This window comes from Alteromonas sp. W12, assembly GCF_001924945.1.
In the GTDB taxonomy this organism is placed as follows: Bacteria; Pseudomonadota; Gammaproteobacteria; order Enterobacterales; family Alteromonadaceae; genus Alteromonas; species Alteromonas macleodii.
Window position 1 is genome coordinate 1,734,377 of sequence record NZ_LQXH01000001.1, and the last position, 17,867, is coordinate 1,752,243.

The following is a 17,867-nucleotide window of genomic DNA, read 5'->3' on the forward strand; positions in this document are numbered from 1 at the left end:
CAATGACCCATTTTCTTGAAAAATTAGTATTCGGAAACCGTAAAATTGTCGTAGCCTTGTTTGCTATAGCCACAGTTTTCCTTGGTTACCAAGCTTCACAAATGCGCTTAGACGCAGGTTTTGAAAAGAACATACCGCTAAATCACGAATACATGAAAACGTACATTGAGCACCGCCAAGATTTTGGTGGCGCTAACAATATATTAGTTTCTGTGTGTGATAAAAACGATAACATCTACAATCAAAACTTCTTCGATACATTAAAGAATGTTCACGACCAACTCTTCTTTATTAATGGGGTGAACCGTTCGTTAGTTATTTCGCTTTTCTCTCCTTCAACCCGCTTTACTGAAATTGTGGAAGGCGGCTTTGCAGGCGGACCGGTCATTCCTGCCGACTTTAATTCTGCGAGCCCAGAAGCATTAGAGTTGGTGGCAGCTAACGTAGAAAAGGCAAACATCGTCGGAAGACAAGTATCCAGTGATTACAGCTGCGCAATGGTAACAGCGCAATTGCTCGATATTGACCCGCAAACTGGCGAGCCTCTCAATACGTTGGCATTAGCAGCAGAGCTTGAAGATCAGCTTCGCGGTCAATATGAAAACGAAAATACATCTATTCATATAATTGGCTTTGCGAAAATGATTGGCGATGTGGCCGACGGTGCAAAAGACGTGTTGATTTTTTTCGCCATTGCTATCGCGATTACTGCCGTAATGGTGTATTTCTTCTCGCGCAGCATCATGCTTACGTTATTGCCATTAGTATGCTCAATCATTGCCGTTATCTGGCAGCTAGGACTGCTTACTTCAATTGGCTTTGGTATGGACCCTATGTCAATACTGGTGCCATTTTTGGTATTTGCCATTGGTGTGAGCCACGGCGTACAAATGATTAACGCGGTAGAAAAACAAGCCGTAACCGGTATTGGTGCTAAACGGGCATCTATGGCGGCATTCAGAAATTTGCTGGTTCCAGGCGGAATTGCATTGTTATCTGATACGGTTGGCTTTATGACGTTATTGGTAATCGATATCGGCATTATTCGCGAGTTGGCGATTACGGCAAGTATGGGTGTAGCGGTAATCATTCTTACCAACTTGTTGCTGCTGCCTGTGCTGATGAGCTTCTTAAAACTTGACCAGAAATATGTCGAAAAATTCGCGGGTAAAGAAAACGCTAATTCGAAATTCTGGGAAGTCATCGCAGCTTGTTCACGTAAAAAGCCTGCGGCAATAATTCTTATCGTTACTGCTATCCTATTCGTGTTTGGTCATTTCCAAGCTCAGAATATGAAGATTGGGGACTTACATGCGGGTGCACCTGCGCTTCATGAAACGTCACGCTACAATCAGGACACTTTCCTGATTACCGATAAGTACGAAGTAACGGTAGATTACATTTCTATTTTAGTTGAAACCACACCAGAAGCTTGTACGTCACACAGCGTGATGAAGGCCATGGACGATTTCCAGTGGAAAATGGAAAATGTTCAAGGCGTTCAATCGGCGGTTTCGTTGGCATCTGTAGCAAAAATTGTTAACGCAGGTTACAACGAAGGCAACGTTAAGTGGCAGGTACTCCCTCGTAACCAGCAAACATTGGTGCAGGCAATTTCTCGCGTTCCAACGTCGTCTGGTTTACTTAACGGCGACTGCTCGGTCATGCCAATTATTCTGTTTATGGAAGACCACAAAGCAGAAACGATCTCTCGTGTCGTTGAAGCGGTAAAAGCGTATCGCGATGAATATCAAACCGATGATATGAAGTTCAGTCTTGCTTCTGGGCCTGTTGGCGTGATGGCCGCAACTAATGAAGCAGTTAGTGCAGCGCAGGACCCTATGATGCTTTATGTATTTGGCGCCGTTATTGCGTTGTGTCTAGTTAGCTTCCGCTCGCTGCGTGCTACGTTAGTTGTTGTTATTCCGCTGTATGTGGTGTCTGTACTGGCGCAAGCCTTAATGACATACCTTCAAATTGGCCTCACCGTTTCTACATTACCAGTTATCGCACTTGGCGTGGGTATAGGTGTGGACTATGGTATTTATATACTCTCTACCAAGAGCTTAATGCTGAAGAAAGGCGCTACCGTTCAAGAAGCATATTTCGCTGCCTTAAAAGAACGTGGAAGTGCTGTGCTATTTACCGGTATTACGCTGGCAATAGGCGTGAGCACATGGGTGTTCTCTTCGCTTAAGTTCCAAATGGATATGGGCATTTTGCTTACATTTATGTTCGTCGTGAACATGCTTGGAGCAATAATTGTACTGCCTGCACTAGCAAGATTCCTATGGTGGAACAAGAATGACCCTGATGCATAAAATATTTTTGCATAGCTAAGCATTAAAAAGGGCCTTTAGGCCCTTTTTTTTGGGTGTTTTCTGCATACTTATCTATGCTGTTAATATAAGGTTAAAAATGGGCTTTCATTAGCGTCATTTATTAGAGAAAATAGTTAGGTACTCGGCACTTATACCAAGCTGGATTGGTATTACGACATTCAAAAAAGGTTAACAAATGACAGTCACCTCACAGCGACACTCAGTACTGCTAGACAATGTATTTGCACTTATCGACAAAAAAGTAGATACCAAGCAGAAGTCTCTTGTGCAGCAATTCGGACGTCTGTTGTATAAAAATATTTCAAGCGATGACCTAGAAAATCGCAACGACAGCGACCTTTATGGTGCAACACTTAGTTTATGGAATGGCTTGGCGAAGTTTGAGCATACGTCGCCATACATACGCGTATTTAACCCGGAAATTGCCAAACACGGCTGGCACTCTAGCCACACAATTGTTGAGATTATTGTGTCGGATATGCCATTCTTGGTTGACTCGGTGCGCATGTTGCTAAATCGTTTGAACATCACCGCACATTTATTCCTTCACAGCCCAATTGGCATTAAGCGCGACAAAGCGAACAAAGTTGAAGCGTTTGCTGAGCCAGGTCAATCGCTTGAAGGTGCGAAAAAAGAAACGGTCATCTTTATCGAAATCGATAGACAAACATCGAAAAAAGACATTGATGCTCTAACACAAGAACTGCACTCTGTCGTTGATGAAGTTTCTCTGGCAGTTCAAGACTGGCAAGGCATGACAAATACCTTGCAAGACGTAATTAAAAACAATGGTAAATTTAACTGGCCTGTATCTGCAGAAGCCAAAAAGCAAACTAAAGCTTACTTAGAATGGTTAGGCGATCACAACTTCACAATGATGGGTTACCGTTATTATGACGTTAAAGCCATTGAAGGGGACCATAGATGGATCCCTCAAAACGACACCAGTTTGGGTTTGCTTAAAAACTCAGTAAACGACCGTGAGCGTTTGTTGTCTCGCTTGCCTGCGTCGGCCCGTGCGGAAGCGCTTAGCAAAAACCCATTGATTCTGACCAAAACAAATTCACGCGCGCGAGTACACCGTCCTGCATATATGGACTATGTAGGCGTGAAGGTATTTAACAAAGAAGGTCAAGTTGTTGGTGAGCACCGCTTTTTAGGTTTGTATTCTGCCTCTTTCTATAACAACAGCGTAACTCAGCTTCCGATTTTACGTGAAAAAATCAAACGTATTTGTGAGCTATCTGGTTTCGAGCCCGGGACTCACGCATACAAAGCGTTTGCAAATATTATAGAAACCTACCCACGAGATGAGTTGCTACAAACGCCAGCAGAAGAGCTAGCGCAAATTGTGATGGGTATTTTTCAAATGCAAGAGCGTGGAATTTCACGTTTATTCATTCGAAAAGACATTTTTGGCCGCTTTTTCTCGTGCATGGTGTTTGTGCCAAGAGAGCGCTATAACACCCAGTTACGCAAAGAAACCCAAGCGCTACTTAAAGCGTCATTGGGCGCAACTGAAGAAGTGGAATTTACTACGTTCTTCTCAGAGTCTGTATATGCCCGTACGCATTACATTGCTAGAGTCAACGACAACAACGCGGAATTCGATGTGAAGGAAATAGAGCAAAACATTATTGAGTTGACCAAAACCTGGAATGACAGACTCGCGTCAGCTATTTCAGCGGCACACGGTGAGGCTTCGGGTAAAGCGTTGGAACGCAAATACAACAATGCTTTCTCTCGCAGCTATATGGAGCATAACCTACCGTCAGCAGCGCTTGTAGATATTGGCAAACTAGAGATGTTAGACGACAGCCACACACTGGATATGTTGTTCTATCGTCCACAAGAAGAAGACGCTGACAGCCAAGTAGTTAAGCTTAAGCTTTTCCACCGTGCCGAGCCTATCCATTTGTCTGACGTGTTACCGATGCTTGAGAATTTCGGGTTACGCGTAATCGATGAAAGCCCTTATAAAGTTACGTGTTCAGAAGGTGAACGTAACTGGGTCATGGACTTCACCATGTTACATAAAAGTGGTCAGCACTTTGACATGGAAAACGCCCAGGTTCTCTTTCAAGATGCCTTTGCCAAAGTGTGGTACAAGACACTAGAAGACGACGCGTTTAACCGCCTTATCCTTGGCGCGAATATGACTGGCCGTAAAGTTACGGTACTCCGTGCTTATGCTAAATACATGCGCCAGACCGGCAGTTCTTTCAGCCGTGACTACATCGCAAACACACTAGCTAACTATCCAGACATTGCTCGTTTACTCGTAGACTTTTTCGACCAGCGTTTTAATCCTAAGAAAAAGCGTAATGAGAAAAAAGAGGAAGGTATTCTTGAGACTATTAAGGAACAGTTAGATAACGTTAGCAACTTGGATGATGACCGAATTATTCGTCGTTATCTGGATATGATGTCTGCAACGTTACGCACAAACTTCTATCAGGCAGACGATGCCGGCAATGAGAAATCATATGTATCATTTAAGATGATGCCGGAACTCATTCCTGACATGCCATTACCACTGCCTAAGTTTGAAATTTTTGTTTACAGTCCTCGCGTTGAAGGTGTGCACCTGCGTGGCGGCAAGGTTGCCCGCGGCGGTCTTCGTTGGTCTGATAGACAAGAAGACTTCAGAACAGAAGTACTCGGCTTAGTAAAAGCGCAACAAGTTAAAAACACGGTGATCGTGCCGGTTGGTGCAAAAGGTGGTTTCGTTTGTAAGAACCTACCTGTAGGCGAAGGTCGCGCAGCTATTCAGGCTGAAGGCCAAGCATGCTATCGCACTTTCATCACCAGCTTGTTAGATATTACTGACAACATTGTAAATGGTGAAATTGTTCCTCCTAAGGATGTTGTTCGCCTTGATGATGACGACCCTTATTTGGTTGTTGCTGCAGATAAAGGCACTGCCACGTTCTCTGATATCGCAAACGGTATTGCGGAAGAGTTTGGGTTTTGGCTGGGCGATGCATTTGCATCTGGCGGTAGTATTGGATACGACCATAAGAAAATGGGTATTACTGCACGCGGCGGATGGGAGTCGGTTAAACGTCATTTCAGAGAAATTGGTATCGACTGTCAGACCACTGACTTTACCGCTGTTGGTGTGGGCGACATGGCGGGTGACGTATTCGGTAACGGTATGTTGCTATCAGAGCATACGCGACTAATCGCTGCGTTTAACCATTTACATATTTTCTTCGATCCAAGCCCAGATGCAGCAGCAAGTTATAAAGAGCGTCAACGCCTGTTTGAAAACCCAAGCCTAAGCTGGGAAGACTATGATAGTAAGCTGATTTCAAAAGGCGGTGGCGTATTTAGCCGCGCGTCTAAATCTATCAAGCTTACACCTGAAATGAAAAAGTGGTTAGGTACGCGTCAGCTAACGATGACGCCTAATGAGCTAATTCACAATATATTGAAAATGCCAGTTGACCTATTGTGGAACGGTGGTATCGGTACGTATATTAAGAGCAAGAAAGAATCACACTCAGACGTAGGTGACCGTGCTAATGATGATTTACGCGTCAATGGTCGTGACGTACAAGCTAAAATTGTGGGCGAGGGCGGTAACTTAGGTCTAACGCAGTTAGGTCGTATTGAGTATGCGTCTAACGGTGGCCGAGTTAACACTGACTTCATCGATAACGTAGGTGGGGTTGATTGCTCGGATAACGAAGTAAACATCAAAATCTTGCTTAACAGCCTAGTTAACGACGGTGAACTTACGCTTAAACAGCGTAATAAGTTGCTCTACGATATGACCGACGATGTAAGTCGAATTGTACTGAAAGACTGCTACCGTCAAACTCAGTCTATCTCTATTACTGAGTTAGCTGGCGTTAAGCAACTTAAAGAACAGCTTCGCTTTATCCACGGTCTTGAGCGTGAAGGTCAGCTAAACCGTGAATTGGAATTTATTCCAAGTGACGATGAGATTTCAGATCGCGTAGCCACGGATCAAGGTTTAACTCGCCCAGAGTTAAGTGTATTGATTGCGTACGGCAAAATGGTACTTAAAGATGCGCTTAATATTCCGGAAATTACTGACAATCCTTACCACGGTAAGTTGTTAGTAGAAGCCTTCCCTAAAGTGCTCCGCGAAAAATTCGCAACACACATGCAACAGCATCCGCTTAGAAGCGAAATTATTGCGACTAAGTTAACCAACAACATGGTTAACGACATGGGCCTTAACTTCGTGTTTAGAATGCAGGAAGAAACTGGCGCAAGTGTGAGCGAAATTGCTGACGCATACGCAATTGTTCACGGTATCTTTAACATGAAGACGCTGTGGGAGCGCATCGAACAACTGGATAACGTTATTCCAGCTCAGCTACAGCTTAAAATGTTAGATGAAGCACGTAGAATTATGCGTCGCGCTTCGCGCTGGTATATTCGTCACGGCAATAAGACGCAATCCATTGAAGAAGCCATCGCGAGCTACCGTGGTACCTTCGATATTTTATCGAAGAACCTGCAAAACTACTTGGTTAAAAGCGAATTTACTCAGCTTGAAAACGCTACGCAGAAATACATTGATAAGGGTGTACCAGAAGACATCGCTTATCAGGTTGCAAGCTTCTCTAACATGTTCTCTAGCTTTGACCTTGCGCAAATCGTTGAAGCAGATAAGCATGATACCGATGTAGTCGCTAAGCTTTACTATCAGCTAGGTTCTCGTTTAGAGCTTCACTGGTTCTTAGATCAGATAAACAACCAAGCGGTAAGCAACCACTGGCAAGCGTTAGCTCGCGCCTCGTATCGTGAAGAGTTAGATTGGCAGCAGCGTTCCATTGCAGCAAATCTTTTAGCTTCTCGCGCAGACGTAAGTAGTGCAGATCAAATTCTTGATGAGTGGATTGAAAGCAATCAGGTCCTACTTAAGCGCTGGTATCACATGATGTCTGAGTTTAAGACCAGTACAACGCACGAATTTGCGAAATTTTCTGTCGCTTTACGTGAATTGATGCTTTTAAGCGTGAAGTCTAACCATTAGAATACACGCACCTTAATGATTTAAGCCCTGTTTATCAGGGCTTTTTATTGGCCAACTGAACATTACTGTACGTTTTTGCAGCATCGTTTGTAAATGCAAACCTTATACAAGCGCAATATACGTTGATGACCAACAGGCCCTTAATTAGCGAGCGGTAAAAATAACCATGCAATCTCTAGTGCAAAAATTCTTGCTTCAGTGTGAACCTGAAAAAAGTCACGATTTCACCATTAACTGGTTAAATAAGACCCAACATACACCGCTGAAATGGATGTACAGCACACCGACGATAAAAAAGCCCGTTACCGTTGCAGGCATGACTTTCGATAATCCGGTAGGACTTGCCGCCGGGCTTGATAAGAACGGCGATTGTATTGACGCATTTGCGAGCATGGGATTTGGTTTTGTTGAGATAGGCACGGTAACGCCTCGTCCGCAGCCAGGAAACCCAAAACCTCGTTTATTCAGAATTCCGGAAAAGCACGCCATTATTAATCGCATGGGATTTAATAATAAAGGTGTTGATCATCTTGTCGAACAAGTGAAAAAGGCTCAGTTTAAAGGGCCTATTGGTATTAATATTGGTAAAAATAAAGATACCGAAGAAGCGAATGCGCTCGACGATTACCTGATTTGCTTAAACAAAGTCTATCCTTACGCAAGCTACGTCACTATTAACATTTCGTCACCGAACACACCTGGCCTAAGAAACCTTCAATACGGTGAAGCGCTCGATAAGCTGTTAGTTGGCCTAAAAGCAGCACAGGAAACGCTAACGCAAACCCACGGTAAATATGTGCCGCTGTTCATTAAAATAGCGCCAGATTTGAGCGATGTGGAAATTGACAGTATTGCTGCTTCGCTAATTAATAGCAAAATGGATGGTGTAATTGCTACTAATACGACACTTTCACGTGATGCCGTTGCCGGATTACAGCACGCTGAGGAAATGGGCGGTTTAAGTGGCTCAGTTATGACAGATATGAGCTTAGAAGTAACACGCAAGCTAAACAAAGCACTTGACCGCGCTATTCCTATTATTGGCGTTGGTGGTATTGACTCACCCGAAGCGGCACAAGCACGCTTGGACGCTGGCGCATCACTGGTGCAGGTCTACTCGGCTTTTATTTATCAAGGCCCATCGCTCGTTAAACGCATCGTAAACGCGTTATAATATACCCAAACCAATCTCTCGTGTACGTGCTTTTACTTAGGCACGTACATCAAAAACAGGTACATGAATGAATACTATTCTGGTTACGACCAGTCGCGGTCTTGACGAACTATTAAAACAAGAAGTGCTACGCCTTTGCCCTGATGCGCAAGTTAAGCAAGGGCCTGGCACTATTCAGTTTGAAGGCTCAAAAGAGGATGCGTATAAACTTTGCTTATGGTCACGCTTAGCTAACCGCGTAGTTTGGGTGTTGGCATCAGGCAAAGCAGGCGATGCAGATGCACTGTATAACACGGCTATGGGTATTGACTGGCAAATGCAGATGGATTCACGTCATACCTTATCTGTACAGTTTATCGGCACAAACTTTGCCATAAAAAACACTCAATTTGGTGCGGTTCGTGTTAAAGACGCCATAGTAGATTCATTTGTAGAACAAGGCTTACCGCGCCCATCAGTAGAACGAAAGAGCCCTGATATTTCTGTGTATGCAAGACTACATCGCGATAATGTAATTTTAGGCATAGATTTAGCGGGGGCAAGTCTGCACCAACGCGCATACCGACAAGAAACCGGTGACGCGCCGCTTAAAGAGCATATCGCAAGCGCAATGCTAATGCGTAGTGGATGGACAGAGAATACCGATGCGCCATTGGTAGATCTTATGTGCGGTTCAGGCACTATCGCCATAGAAGCGGCTTACATTGCCCGTAACATTGCACCAGGTATTAAGCGAGTTTACTGGGGCTTCACTAAATGGCTTGGCCATGAAGCGAAAGTGTGGGATGAGCTAGTCGAACATGCTATTTCCGCGCAAAAGCCTAGCTGCAGTGGTATTTACGCGGGTGATTTCAGCCGTAAAATGGTAGCAATTGCAAAAGCAAACGCTGATTTTGCTGGCGTATTTAACGATATTTCGTTCTCACAGCAAGACGCAACAAAATCTTCTCCTCCCGTTGCCACACCAGGCTACGTCGTTTCAAACCCTCCTTACGGAGAACGTTTGGGCGAGCTAACATCGTTAATACCGCTATTTAGTGATTGGGGTAAGCGTTTTAAAGAAGCCTGGAAGGGATGGCATGTGTCGCTTCTTAGCAGCAATCGTGATTTGCTTCGGGTTTTAAAGCTTCGCGCCACCAAAGACTATGCCATGAATAACGGTAAGCTGGAATGTCGTTTAGCGAATTATGTGTTGGATGAAGAAAACACGGTACAGTTTAGCGAGGACGCTAGCAACCACGAGTTTGCCAATCGTTTGAAGAAAAACCTCAAGCGCATGAAAGGCTGGATCAAGAACGCTAACACTAACTGTTACCGCATATACGATGCTGACCTGCCAGATTATAACGTTGCCGTAGATAGATATGGTGACTGGCTGGTCGTTCAAGAATACGCGCCGCCAAAAACGGTTTCTGAAGATAAAGCACGCAAGCGTCTGCAAGAAGTCTTGCTTCATTTGCCAGCAGTAACAGGTGTTTCACCAAAACAGATAGCGCTTAAAGTGCGTAGCCAACAAAAAGGTACAAAACAGTACGAGAAAATTAATCAGTCTGGCGACATGATGGAAGTGTTTGAAAATGGCGCTCGTTTCCTGGTTAACCTTACTGACTACTTGGACACAGGCCTTTTCTTAGATCACCGTAATACCCGCCAAAAAGTGCAGGCGTTGTCCCAAGGTAAAGACGTTCTTAACTTGTTTTCATATACGGGTAGTGTGTCGGTATTCGCCGCTAAAGGTGGCGCAAAGTCTGTAACGACAGTGGATATGTCTAATACTTATTTAGAGTGGGCAAAGAAGAACGTAGCGCTGAACAAACTCACTGCGCCTCATGCTTTTATTCAAGCTGACTGCACCACTTGGTTAGGCACGCATAAAGGCAAATACGACTTAATTTTTATCGACCCACCGTCATTTTCGAATTCAAAGCGTATGCAAAATACGTGGGATGTGCAGCGCGACCACGTAAAAATGCTTACCGATGCTAAAGCGTGCTTAAAAGAGCAGGGGATCATCATCTTCTCTAACAACAAGCGTGGCTTTAAGCTAGATGAGACAGCCATGAGTGAACTGGGCTTGTCAGTAGACAATATTACCAAAGACACTATTCCAGAAGATTTTGCACGTAAAGGCAACATCCATCAGTGCTGGGTGCTAGGCTCATGAAAATTTATTTTTACACCGGGCCCCAATGTAGCCTGTGCGACTTAGCCGATGTTGAGCTTCAACAAACGTCTATGTTTTCATCGCTTAATATAGAGAAGGTTAACATTCGCACTAGCACTGAGCTTTATCATTTGTACGGTGCAAGGATCCCCGTTTTGAAACGGGCAGATAATGAAAAAGAAATCGGCTGGCCTTTTAATACAGCCGATTTAGAGGAGTTTCTTCAGTGAGCATTTTGCAGTTAAAAAACATCACTGTTATTTATGGGAATCCGCCGCTGTTAGACGGTGTCGAACTGGTTGTACAGCCTAAAGAGCGCGTCTGCTTAGTAGGTCGCAACGGTAGTGGTAAATCAACGCTAATGAAAGTTATCGCTGGCGATATTATTGCCGACGATGGGCAGCGTATAATTGAAAATAATACGGTCATTGCGCGCCTAGAGCAGGACCCGCCCCAAACTACCGATGTGACGCTTTTTGACTATGTTGCCGAAGGCTTATCTGACGTAGGTGAAACACTGAAAGCCTACTTTCATCAAACCCGTATCGTTGGTGAAGATCCAAGCGAATCGAATTTAAATAAATTACAGCGACTACAAGAACAGTTAGAAGCCAGAGACGCGTGGCAGTTTGAACAGCAAATTGAACAGACGCTAACCATGCTAAAGCTAGACCCTGAGATATCGCTATCTACTCTTTCTGGGGGATGGCGTAGAAAAGCAGCGCTAGCTCGTGCGCTTGTTCGACAGCCGGATTTGCTCCTGTTAGACGAACCAACTAACCACCTTGATATTGAAATGATCCGCTGGCTTGAATCCAGCTTGAGTAATTACCAAGGCGCAATTGTGTTTGTGAGCCACGACCGTGCATTTATACGTGCCATGGCTACGCGAATTATTGATCTAGACCGCGGCTCGGTTACGAGCTATCCGGGTAACTACGAAACTTATTTAGAAAAGAAGCAGCACGATTTAGAGGTTGAAGCTTCACAAAACGCTGAGTTTGATAAAAAACTAGCGCAAGAAGAGGTATGGATTCGTCAGGGCATTAAAGCCCGCCGTACCCGCAACGAAGGCCGAGTAAGAGCGCTGAAAAAACTACGCGAGGAGCGTAAAGCGAGAAGAGCGGTTCAGGGCAATGCGGTAGTCAATCAACACCAGGGCGCGCGCTCTGGAAAGATGGTGTTTGAAGTAAAAGACTTAAGCTATAGCATTGAAGGCAAGCCTATTGTTAAAGGGTTAAACCTGAATGTTTTGCGTGGAGACAAGCTTGCTCTCATTGGTCCAAATGGTAGCGGTAAAAGTACGCTTATCAAGCTTCTACTCGGCGAACTCCAGCCCGATAGCGGCAACTGCAAACGAGGCACTAACCTTGAAGTTGCTTACTTTGACCAGCACCGCCACGGGCTAGATTTAGAAAAGTCTGTAATAGACGCGGTAGGCGACGGTAAACGCGACCTGATGGTAAATGGCCACCCGCGCCATGTGATCAGCTATTTACAAGATTACTTATTTACGCCTGAACGCGTTAATGCCCCAGTTAAGTCGCTATCAGGTGGAGAAAAAAACCGCTTGATGCTAGCAAAACTGATGCTTAAACCGAGCAACGTATTGGTGCTGGATGAACCTACCAATGACTTAGATGTTGAAACCTTGGAAATGCTCGAAACCTTACTAAACGAATATACCGGCACCGTGCTTTTAGTTAGTCACGATAGGGAATTTGTTGATAACGTAGCAAACAGCAGTGTGGTATTCGAGGGTAATGGAATGCTTCGCGAATTTATTGGGGGTTTCACTGACGTAGAAAACTGGTATAAAGAGCAACAGGAAAAACGTCAGCAAATCGAAAAGGAAGAAAAAGCCAAGGTAAAGAATGAAACTAATTCAGCTTCAGACAGTCCTAGTGCTAAGTCTTCTCCCCGTAAGACGAAAAAGCTATCATACAAAGACCAGCGTGAACTTGAGTCCTTACCTAAAGAACTTGAAAATCTTGAGGAAGAACTTGAGGCTATGCAAGAAAAAGTGAACGACCCGGACTTTTTCAAACAAGACAGTGACATTACTGCCAAAGCATTAGCAGAATTGGCAGATAAAGAAGAATTACTTTCCCAGAAATATGCGCGCTGGGATGAACTAGAAAGTATGCTGGAAGATAATCAGCAGTAAATAGGATTTTAAATGAAACGAACTCAGCTTGCCGCCGCCGTTCTGTTGGCAACAGGAAGTGTTTCGGCATTCGCCGCGACCTATTCAGTGACGCCTCTTCCTTTACAGGATACCGCTAGAAACAATTTTGCTCGTTCGATCGATAACTCAGGCAAAATGCTGTCTGTTGCACAGTTGGAATTCAACCCACCTATCGACGCTGAACAGCTTGAAGAAGATACAACTTTTTTCGATCAATTCGGTGAAAGCCTAGAAAACGAAGACAATGCGCGTCAGGGCGTTTTTACTGATGTCGATTACACCACGATCGTAAACTATCTTCTGTCGAATTCGACGTCGACAACGGGTCAGAAACTGGCGTCATACAGAACCTATGCCACCGATACGCAAGATATCGCTTTGGTGCCAGGTCTTGATCAGGTAACAGATAAGTTCGATGACTACACGCAGTCTGTTGAATCAACAGGGCGAGATAGCCTGAACGGCAACTTCATCGTTGGAGATTCAACGGCGCTAGTGGTACTCGACCCATATGAAGACGAAGATGGCGACACAATTAACTACACGTATCCGGAGTCGGCACAACAAGCCTTTGTCCAAGCTTCGGGCGAAACTAAAGTACTACCTGCAGTTGACACGACAGCGGGCGGCTTTTCGTCAGCTCGTGCAGTTAACGCGAATCTACAAGTAGCGGGCTTTAGTACGGTTAGTTTCCGTGACGATGTAAGTGATGCAGTAGATACATGTGCAGATGATGAAACCCGTGGAGACAGATCGGAAGGACGCTGTTTATATACAATATACAACGGTGAATTTGCTGTTCCACGCATCTCTAGCTATTTTATCAATTCCTCTTCTGCCTACCTGCCTAGTTTCGTTCTCCTATCTGAAGTGAATGCCACAATATGGCAAATCGATGTTAATGGTGATGTGATAAGCACCGACACTTACCCTCTATTGTTTGAACCTGATGAAGATGATGCACTTCACTACTTCACTTATGCCTATGACATAAACAATCAAGGTATCGCAGTAGGCGAAGGATTAACGGGCGATCGCATTACGATTACACGCCCAAATTCCTCAGGTAGAACCGAAAGTGAACGTGTTGCCACAGTGTTCAGAGATGGTGAAACCATTGAGCTTCTTCCTCGCGAAGAAAATATCATTAGCCAAGCTATCGCAATTAATGACGAAAATTGGGTGACGGGCGCAGTGCTTCGTTCACAAAGCGATATCGCACGTTCTCGCTTATTTGTGTATAACCTTGATACCCAAGAGCAGCATTACCCCGATGGTTTCTTCGTGAGTGCCGGTGTAACCGCAAACGCTATCAACAATAATAATATTGTTGTGGGTAAAGCAGACGTAGATGCAACAAGCGATACTCTTCGTGAAAGCGCAGCATTTATGTACAATATAGACACTGAAGAGTTTACTGACTTAAATGATTTAGTGTCTTGTGATAACCCGTACGAGCTAATTGAAGCGGTAGATATCAATGATGACAATGAAATCATTGCGAACGCGAGAATTAAGGCGACAAATAAATACGTTACTGGCGTCGATGTAATTAACTCTGACGGTGAAACACAAGAAGTTGACACAGTCGTTGCTGTTAAGCTGTCTCCATTAGCAAATGGTTCTATCGAGGAATGTGAAGTCCCTGAAGACGAACAACCTTACGAGCGAAAAGGAGCTGCAACAGGTATACTCGCATTGTTTGGTCTATTTGCTGCAGTATTTATGCGTAGACGTTTAAAGAAATAGCTGACCATTTGGACAATATGTAATCAACATTAAAAGAGCCACCTATGCGTGGCTTTTTTTATGCCTAAAAAACGTAAAAAAAGACATATTTATGCATAAAAAATGTAACATAAATTTCATAGAAACTTCATTTATTTAAATTTTGTCAAGCCCTTTTATTTTTTATTTTTCTTGAACCATTTAGTGAATTGCACTATCACAGTATTGTACGCAATCACTTTTCCGGCACTATCAACCGAAATGATGTAGAGCGCTCGAGAAAATGATTTGTTGTACTTTCAACAAACAAAAGAGGCTAATCAATGAAAAGACAAAAAAGAGATAAACTGACACGCGCCCATTCGAAAGGCTATCAAGCTGGCATTAGCGGTCGTTCAAAGGAAAATTGTCCATTTCAGCAAAACGATGCACGTTCACAGTGGTTAGGTGGATGGCGCGAGGCAGTAGAAGACAGACACTTAGGTTTAAGTGTTAAATAACACTTCTCTTTTATGAACTGATTATGCAAAAAGGAAAGCCCCCGAAAAGGGGCTTTTTTGTTGGTCAACGTTAGTTGACCTTATAGCTCTATAAAGGCAGTTTAGAAGTTTGAGGTATCTTGGAACAAGCCAACTTTCAAATCTTTCGCTACGTAAATCTCACGGCCATCAACTTCTACTGAACCATCTGCCATACCCATGAAGAGTTTACGCTTTATCACGCGCTTCATCGTGATCTTATACGTTACCTTCTTAGCGGTTGGAAGGATTTGACCGGTAAATTTAACTTCACCTACACCTAAAGCTCGGCCTTTACCAGGGCCGCCGCTCCAACCTAAGAAGAAACCAACTAACTGCCACATCGCGTCTAGGCCTAGGCATCCCGGCATTACCGGATCACCTGGGAAGTGACAATCAAAAAACCATAAATCGGGGGTAATATCTAATTCAGCGATAATTTCGCCTTTCCCATGCTCACCGCCATCTTCTGTAATTGAAACTACGCGGTCCATCATTAACATGTTAGGTGCGGGAAGTTGACTGTTACCTGGGCCAAACATTTCACCACGGCTACACGCCAATAAATCTTCTTTGTTAAAACTATTTTTCTTCTCTGACATTCCTAACTCGTTGCTGTTATTAAAGTGACGCTGCTAATTTAGCGAACAGTTGTACGCCAAACAACTCTGAACAGTCATTTTTCTGAAGAAAAACGCATGCTAATATAGGTTTAGCAACTTTGGCTTGTACAAACATCGTTCTACACGTGTGATTTTTGTACGACTTCTAAATACAAGCTCTACAGTAACGTAACATTGTGTGAAAACTATGACAGAACAAACAACGAAAAAAAGCATTAAAAAGAGTGCCGCAGATAGAGCTAAAGCCAACGCTGATAAACAACGAAGGTTCAGAGAAAGGCAAAAAGACGCAGGTAAGAAACTTGTAAGAGGCTATGTTAGCCCTGAAGCAAAGGCATGTTATGATGAAATACGCGACAAAACTGGCTGGACTGACAGTGAAGCTATGTCAAATGCCATGCGGCTTATGTACGCAGCGTACAAATGTGGACAAATTAAACTACTGAACGAATGGCTTCGCAAAAATAACCGTTAGCCGGTTTATTTAATTTTTGTTTTCAGCCATGCACGACTCGGACTATTTTGCATGGTGTGGCGTTTAACAATGCGATGCGCCTCTTTAACCACATCATCTCGCTCGCGATAGTCCCATAAGCGCTTTGCAGTGATGCGATTATTCTCTGTTATATCAACGAGCGGTTCAACGTAGTCGCGTTCAACGTCAAAATCTAACATTTGCGCTTCTAGGGGCGGCAATAGGTGAGGGGCGTGAACAGCTTCACTGGGTAATTTAGCAAGTTCCGGCACCCACTTCTTGATGAATACACCTTCAGGATCTAATTTTGAAGATTGTGTTGCAGGGTTGTATAACCGCACGGTGTGAATGCCGGTTACGCTAGCCTGCATCTGTATTTGGGGGTAATGAATACCTGGCTCAAAATCTAAGAACTGTGTTGCCAAATAATGCGCTGCCTTTAGCCAATGTACATTTAGGTGATGACACAGAAAACTGGTTACCATGGCACGCATTCGAAAGTTTAAGTACCCGGTATACTTAAGTGCTCGCATGCAGGCATCTACCAACGGATAGCCGGTCAATCCCAGTGTCCAAAGGTAAAAGCGACGCTCTGCTTCTGGGCCATCTATAAACGGAAAGTTTTCGTATCCACTATTCATTGGTCGCCATTCAATACTGTGTTCGCTCTCAAATTTTTGAATAAAATGGCAGTGCCAATGTAACCGAGACGTTAAAGCGGCTAGGGCGCGGCTCCATTGTTTTCTATCAGAATTCGGCAGTAACTTTTTCGTCTGCTTTTGATGTTGAACGCTTTGGTAAACTTGCTTAATTGATAGATTGCCCCATGCCAAGTAGGGACTTAAACGAGAACATGCCCGTCTTGCATATTCCGGCTTAGAAATATGCTGATGGTAGTATTGTCCTCTAGCATCGAAAAAATCTTTTAATACTTGCCAAGCACGCCTTTCACCGCCTGGCTGCATCTTGTTTAATTTTTTTAACTTGTCTAAAACATCCTGCCGATAATAATTCGATTTCTCGCTACAATGAGTGCCGGTTTGACTAGTAATATGACAATCAAACAGACCAAGCTCATCTAAATTTTTGCAAGCAGTGTTGATGTTGTTGTGCTGGGCCCAGTCGACCCAATTAACGCTGTTTATATCAATATCATAGGTTTTCGTTGTAAAGTGACTATCCCAGTTTTGCTGCCATTGCTCACGGTGAGGCAAACCACGCATCACTGCGCCATACTGGGACTCAATATGGTTTATTTTCTTTTTCTTCAAATAGTTACCAACTGAAATATCACGGTTATGCGTAACACTCAATCCTGTTTCTTGGTAACTCCTAACCGCTGAAATAGCGTAATGCTGGGCAATAAGCTCGAGCGCATCAATAACTTCACAGTGTAAGGTCAGTAAACGGGCGACTGAAGGCAATTGGGCGTTAATGTCGTCGATACTTTGCTGGATAAATTGCCAATGACGCATGTCCATATGCGGGTCGGCCATAAGGGAAGGTTCCCAACAAAAAAGCGGTAGAATGTTTTCGTTTTTTTCAACTGCACGGTAGAGAGGCTCGTGGTCTCGAAGACGAAGGTCACGTTTAAACCATATGACAGTCACAGATTGTTTAGAATGTACTGGAACCATATGA

11 protein-coding genes are annotated in these 17,867 nt (G+C 43.9%); 9 read left to right on the forward strand and 2 right to left on the reverse strand.

The window, feature by feature from the left end:
- The first annotated feature begins 2 nt into the window (after window positions 1–2).
- From AWH61_RS07335 to rmf, 8 genes are all read left to right on the forward strand, one after another.
- Window positions 3–2,321 (forward strand): efflux RND transporter permease subunit, encoded by a 2,319-nt coding sequence (locus AWH61_RS07335; protein WP_039227704.1) that lies wholly within the window; start codon window positions 3–5, stop codon window positions 2,319–2,321.
- Between the two features lie 196 nt (window positions 2,322–2,517).
- A complete protein-coding gene (locus AWH61_RS07340) occupies window positions 2,518–7,356 on the forward strand; it encodes an NAD-glutamate dehydrogenase (protein WP_075176606.1) in 4,839 nt (1,612 codons plus the stop codon).
- Window positions 7,357–7,522: 166 nt separating this feature from the next.
- A complete protein-coding gene (pyrD, locus tag AWH61_RS07345) occupies window positions 7,523–8,530 on the forward strand; it encodes a quinone-dependent dihydroorotate dehydrogenase (RefSeq protein ID WP_014949553.1) in 1,008 nt (335 codons plus the stop codon).
- 67 nt (window positions 8,531–8,597) lie between these two features.
- Window positions 8,598–10,694 (forward strand): bifunctional 23S rRNA (guanine(2069)-N(7))-methyltransferase RlmK/23S rRNA (guanine(2445)-N(2))-methyltransferase RlmL, encoded by a 2,097-nt coding sequence (gene rlmKL, locus AWH61_RS07350; RefSeq protein ID WP_075176607.1) that lies wholly within the window; start codon window positions 8,598–8,600, stop codon window positions 10,692–10,694.
- Complete coding sequence (locus tag AWH61_RS07355) at window positions 10,691–10,924, forward strand: glutaredoxin family protein (RefSeq protein WP_014949555.1); 234 nt, start codon at window positions 10,691–10,693, stop codon at window positions 10,922–10,924. Before rlmKL ends, AWH61_RS07355 begins: the two co-directional genes overlap by 4 nt.
- Entirely contained in the window at window positions 10,921–12,861 is a 1,941-nt protein-coding gene (gene uup, locus AWH61_RS07360) for an ATP-binding cassette ATPase Uup (protein WP_075176608.1), read from the forward strand. The genes AWH61_RS07355 and uup overlap by 4 nt, the downstream gene beginning before the upstream one ends.
- Window positions 12,862–12,873: 12 nt before the next feature.
- Window positions 12,874–14,631, forward strand: coding sequence for a DUF3466 family protein (locus AWH61_RS07365; RefSeq protein WP_075176609.1), 1,758 nt, complete (start codon window positions 12,874–12,876; stop codon window positions 14,629–14,631).
- 302 nt (window positions 14,632–14,933) lie between these two features.
- Window positions 14,934–15,110 (forward strand): ribosome modulation factor, encoded by a 177-nt coding sequence (gene rmf / locus AWH61_RS07370; RefSeq protein ID WP_014949558.1) that lies wholly within the window; start codon window positions 14,934–14,936, stop codon window positions 15,108–15,110.
- Window positions 15,111–15,211: 101 nt separating this feature from the next.
- Here rmf and fabA read toward each other — a convergent pair whose 3' ends face one another.
- Complete coding sequence (fabA, locus tag AWH61_RS07375) at window positions 15,212–15,730, reverse strand: bifunctional 3-hydroxydecanoyl-ACP dehydratase/trans-2-decenoyl-ACP isomerase (RefSeq protein WP_014949559.1); 519 nt, start codon at window positions 15,728–15,730, stop codon at window positions 15,212–15,214.
- A 208-nt stretch (window positions 15,731–15,938) separates the two neighbouring features.
- On the opposite strand from fabA, the gene AWH61_RS07380 reads away from it, so the two are divergent.
- Window positions 15,939–16,226, forward strand: a complete 288-nt coding sequence (locus AWH61_RS07380) for a hypothetical protein (protein WP_014976601.1) — start codon at window positions 15,939–15,941, stop codon at window positions 16,224–16,226.
- 5 nt (window positions 16,227–16,231) lie between these two features.
- Here AWH61_RS07380 and AWH61_RS07385 read toward each other — a convergent pair whose 3' ends face one another.
- Window positions 16,232–17,863: a cryptochrome/deoxyribodipyrimidine photo-lyase family protein gene (locus AWH61_RS07385; protein ID WP_075176610.1), complete on the reverse strand. Its 1,632-nt coding sequence runs from the start codon at window positions 17,861–17,863 to the stop codon at window positions 16,232–16,234.
- Window positions 17,864–17,867: the final 4 nt, after the last annotated feature.

Excerpts from the sequence above, each read along its gene's own strand:
- AWH61_RS07385 (WP_075176610.1), bottom strand. The coding sequence starts at position 17,863 with ATGGTTCCAGTACATTCTAAACAATCTGTGACTGTCATATGGTTTAAA.
- fabA (WP_014949559.1), bottom strand. The coding sequence starts at position 15,730 with ATGTCAGAGAAGAAAAATAGTTTTAACAAAGAAGATTTATTGGCGTGT.
- AWH61_RS07380 (WP_014976601.1), top strand. The coding sequence starts at position 15,939 with ATGACAGAACAAACAACGAAAAAAAGCATTAAAAAGAGTGCCGCAGAT.
- pyrD (WP_014949553.1), top strand. The coding sequence starts at position 7,523 with ATGCAATCTCTAGTGCAAAAATTCTTGCTTCAGTGTGAACCTGAAAAA.
- AWH61_RS07365 (WP_075176609.1), top strand. The coding sequence starts at position 12,874 with ATGAAACGAACTCAGCTTGCCGCCGCCGTTCTGTTGGCAACAGGAAGT.
- AWH61_RS07335 (WP_039227704.1), top strand. The coding sequence starts at position 3 with ATGACCCATTTTCTTGAAAAATTAGTATTCGGAAACCGTAAAATTGTC.
- rlmKL (WP_075176607.1), top strand. The coding sequence starts at position 8,598 with ATGAATACTATTCTGGTTACGACCAGTCGCGGTCTTGACGAACTATTA.
- AWH61_RS07340 (WP_075176606.1), top strand. The coding sequence starts at position 2,518 with ATGACAGTCACCTCACAGCGACACTCAGTACTGCTAGACAATGTATTT.
- rmf (WP_014949558.1), top strand. The coding sequence starts at position 14,934 with ATGAAAAGACAAAAAAGAGATAAACTGACACGCGCCCATTCGAAAGGC.
- AWH61_RS07355 (WP_014949555.1), top strand. The coding sequence starts at position 10,691 with ATGAAAATTTATTTTTACACCGGGCCCCAATGTAGCCTGTGCGACTTA.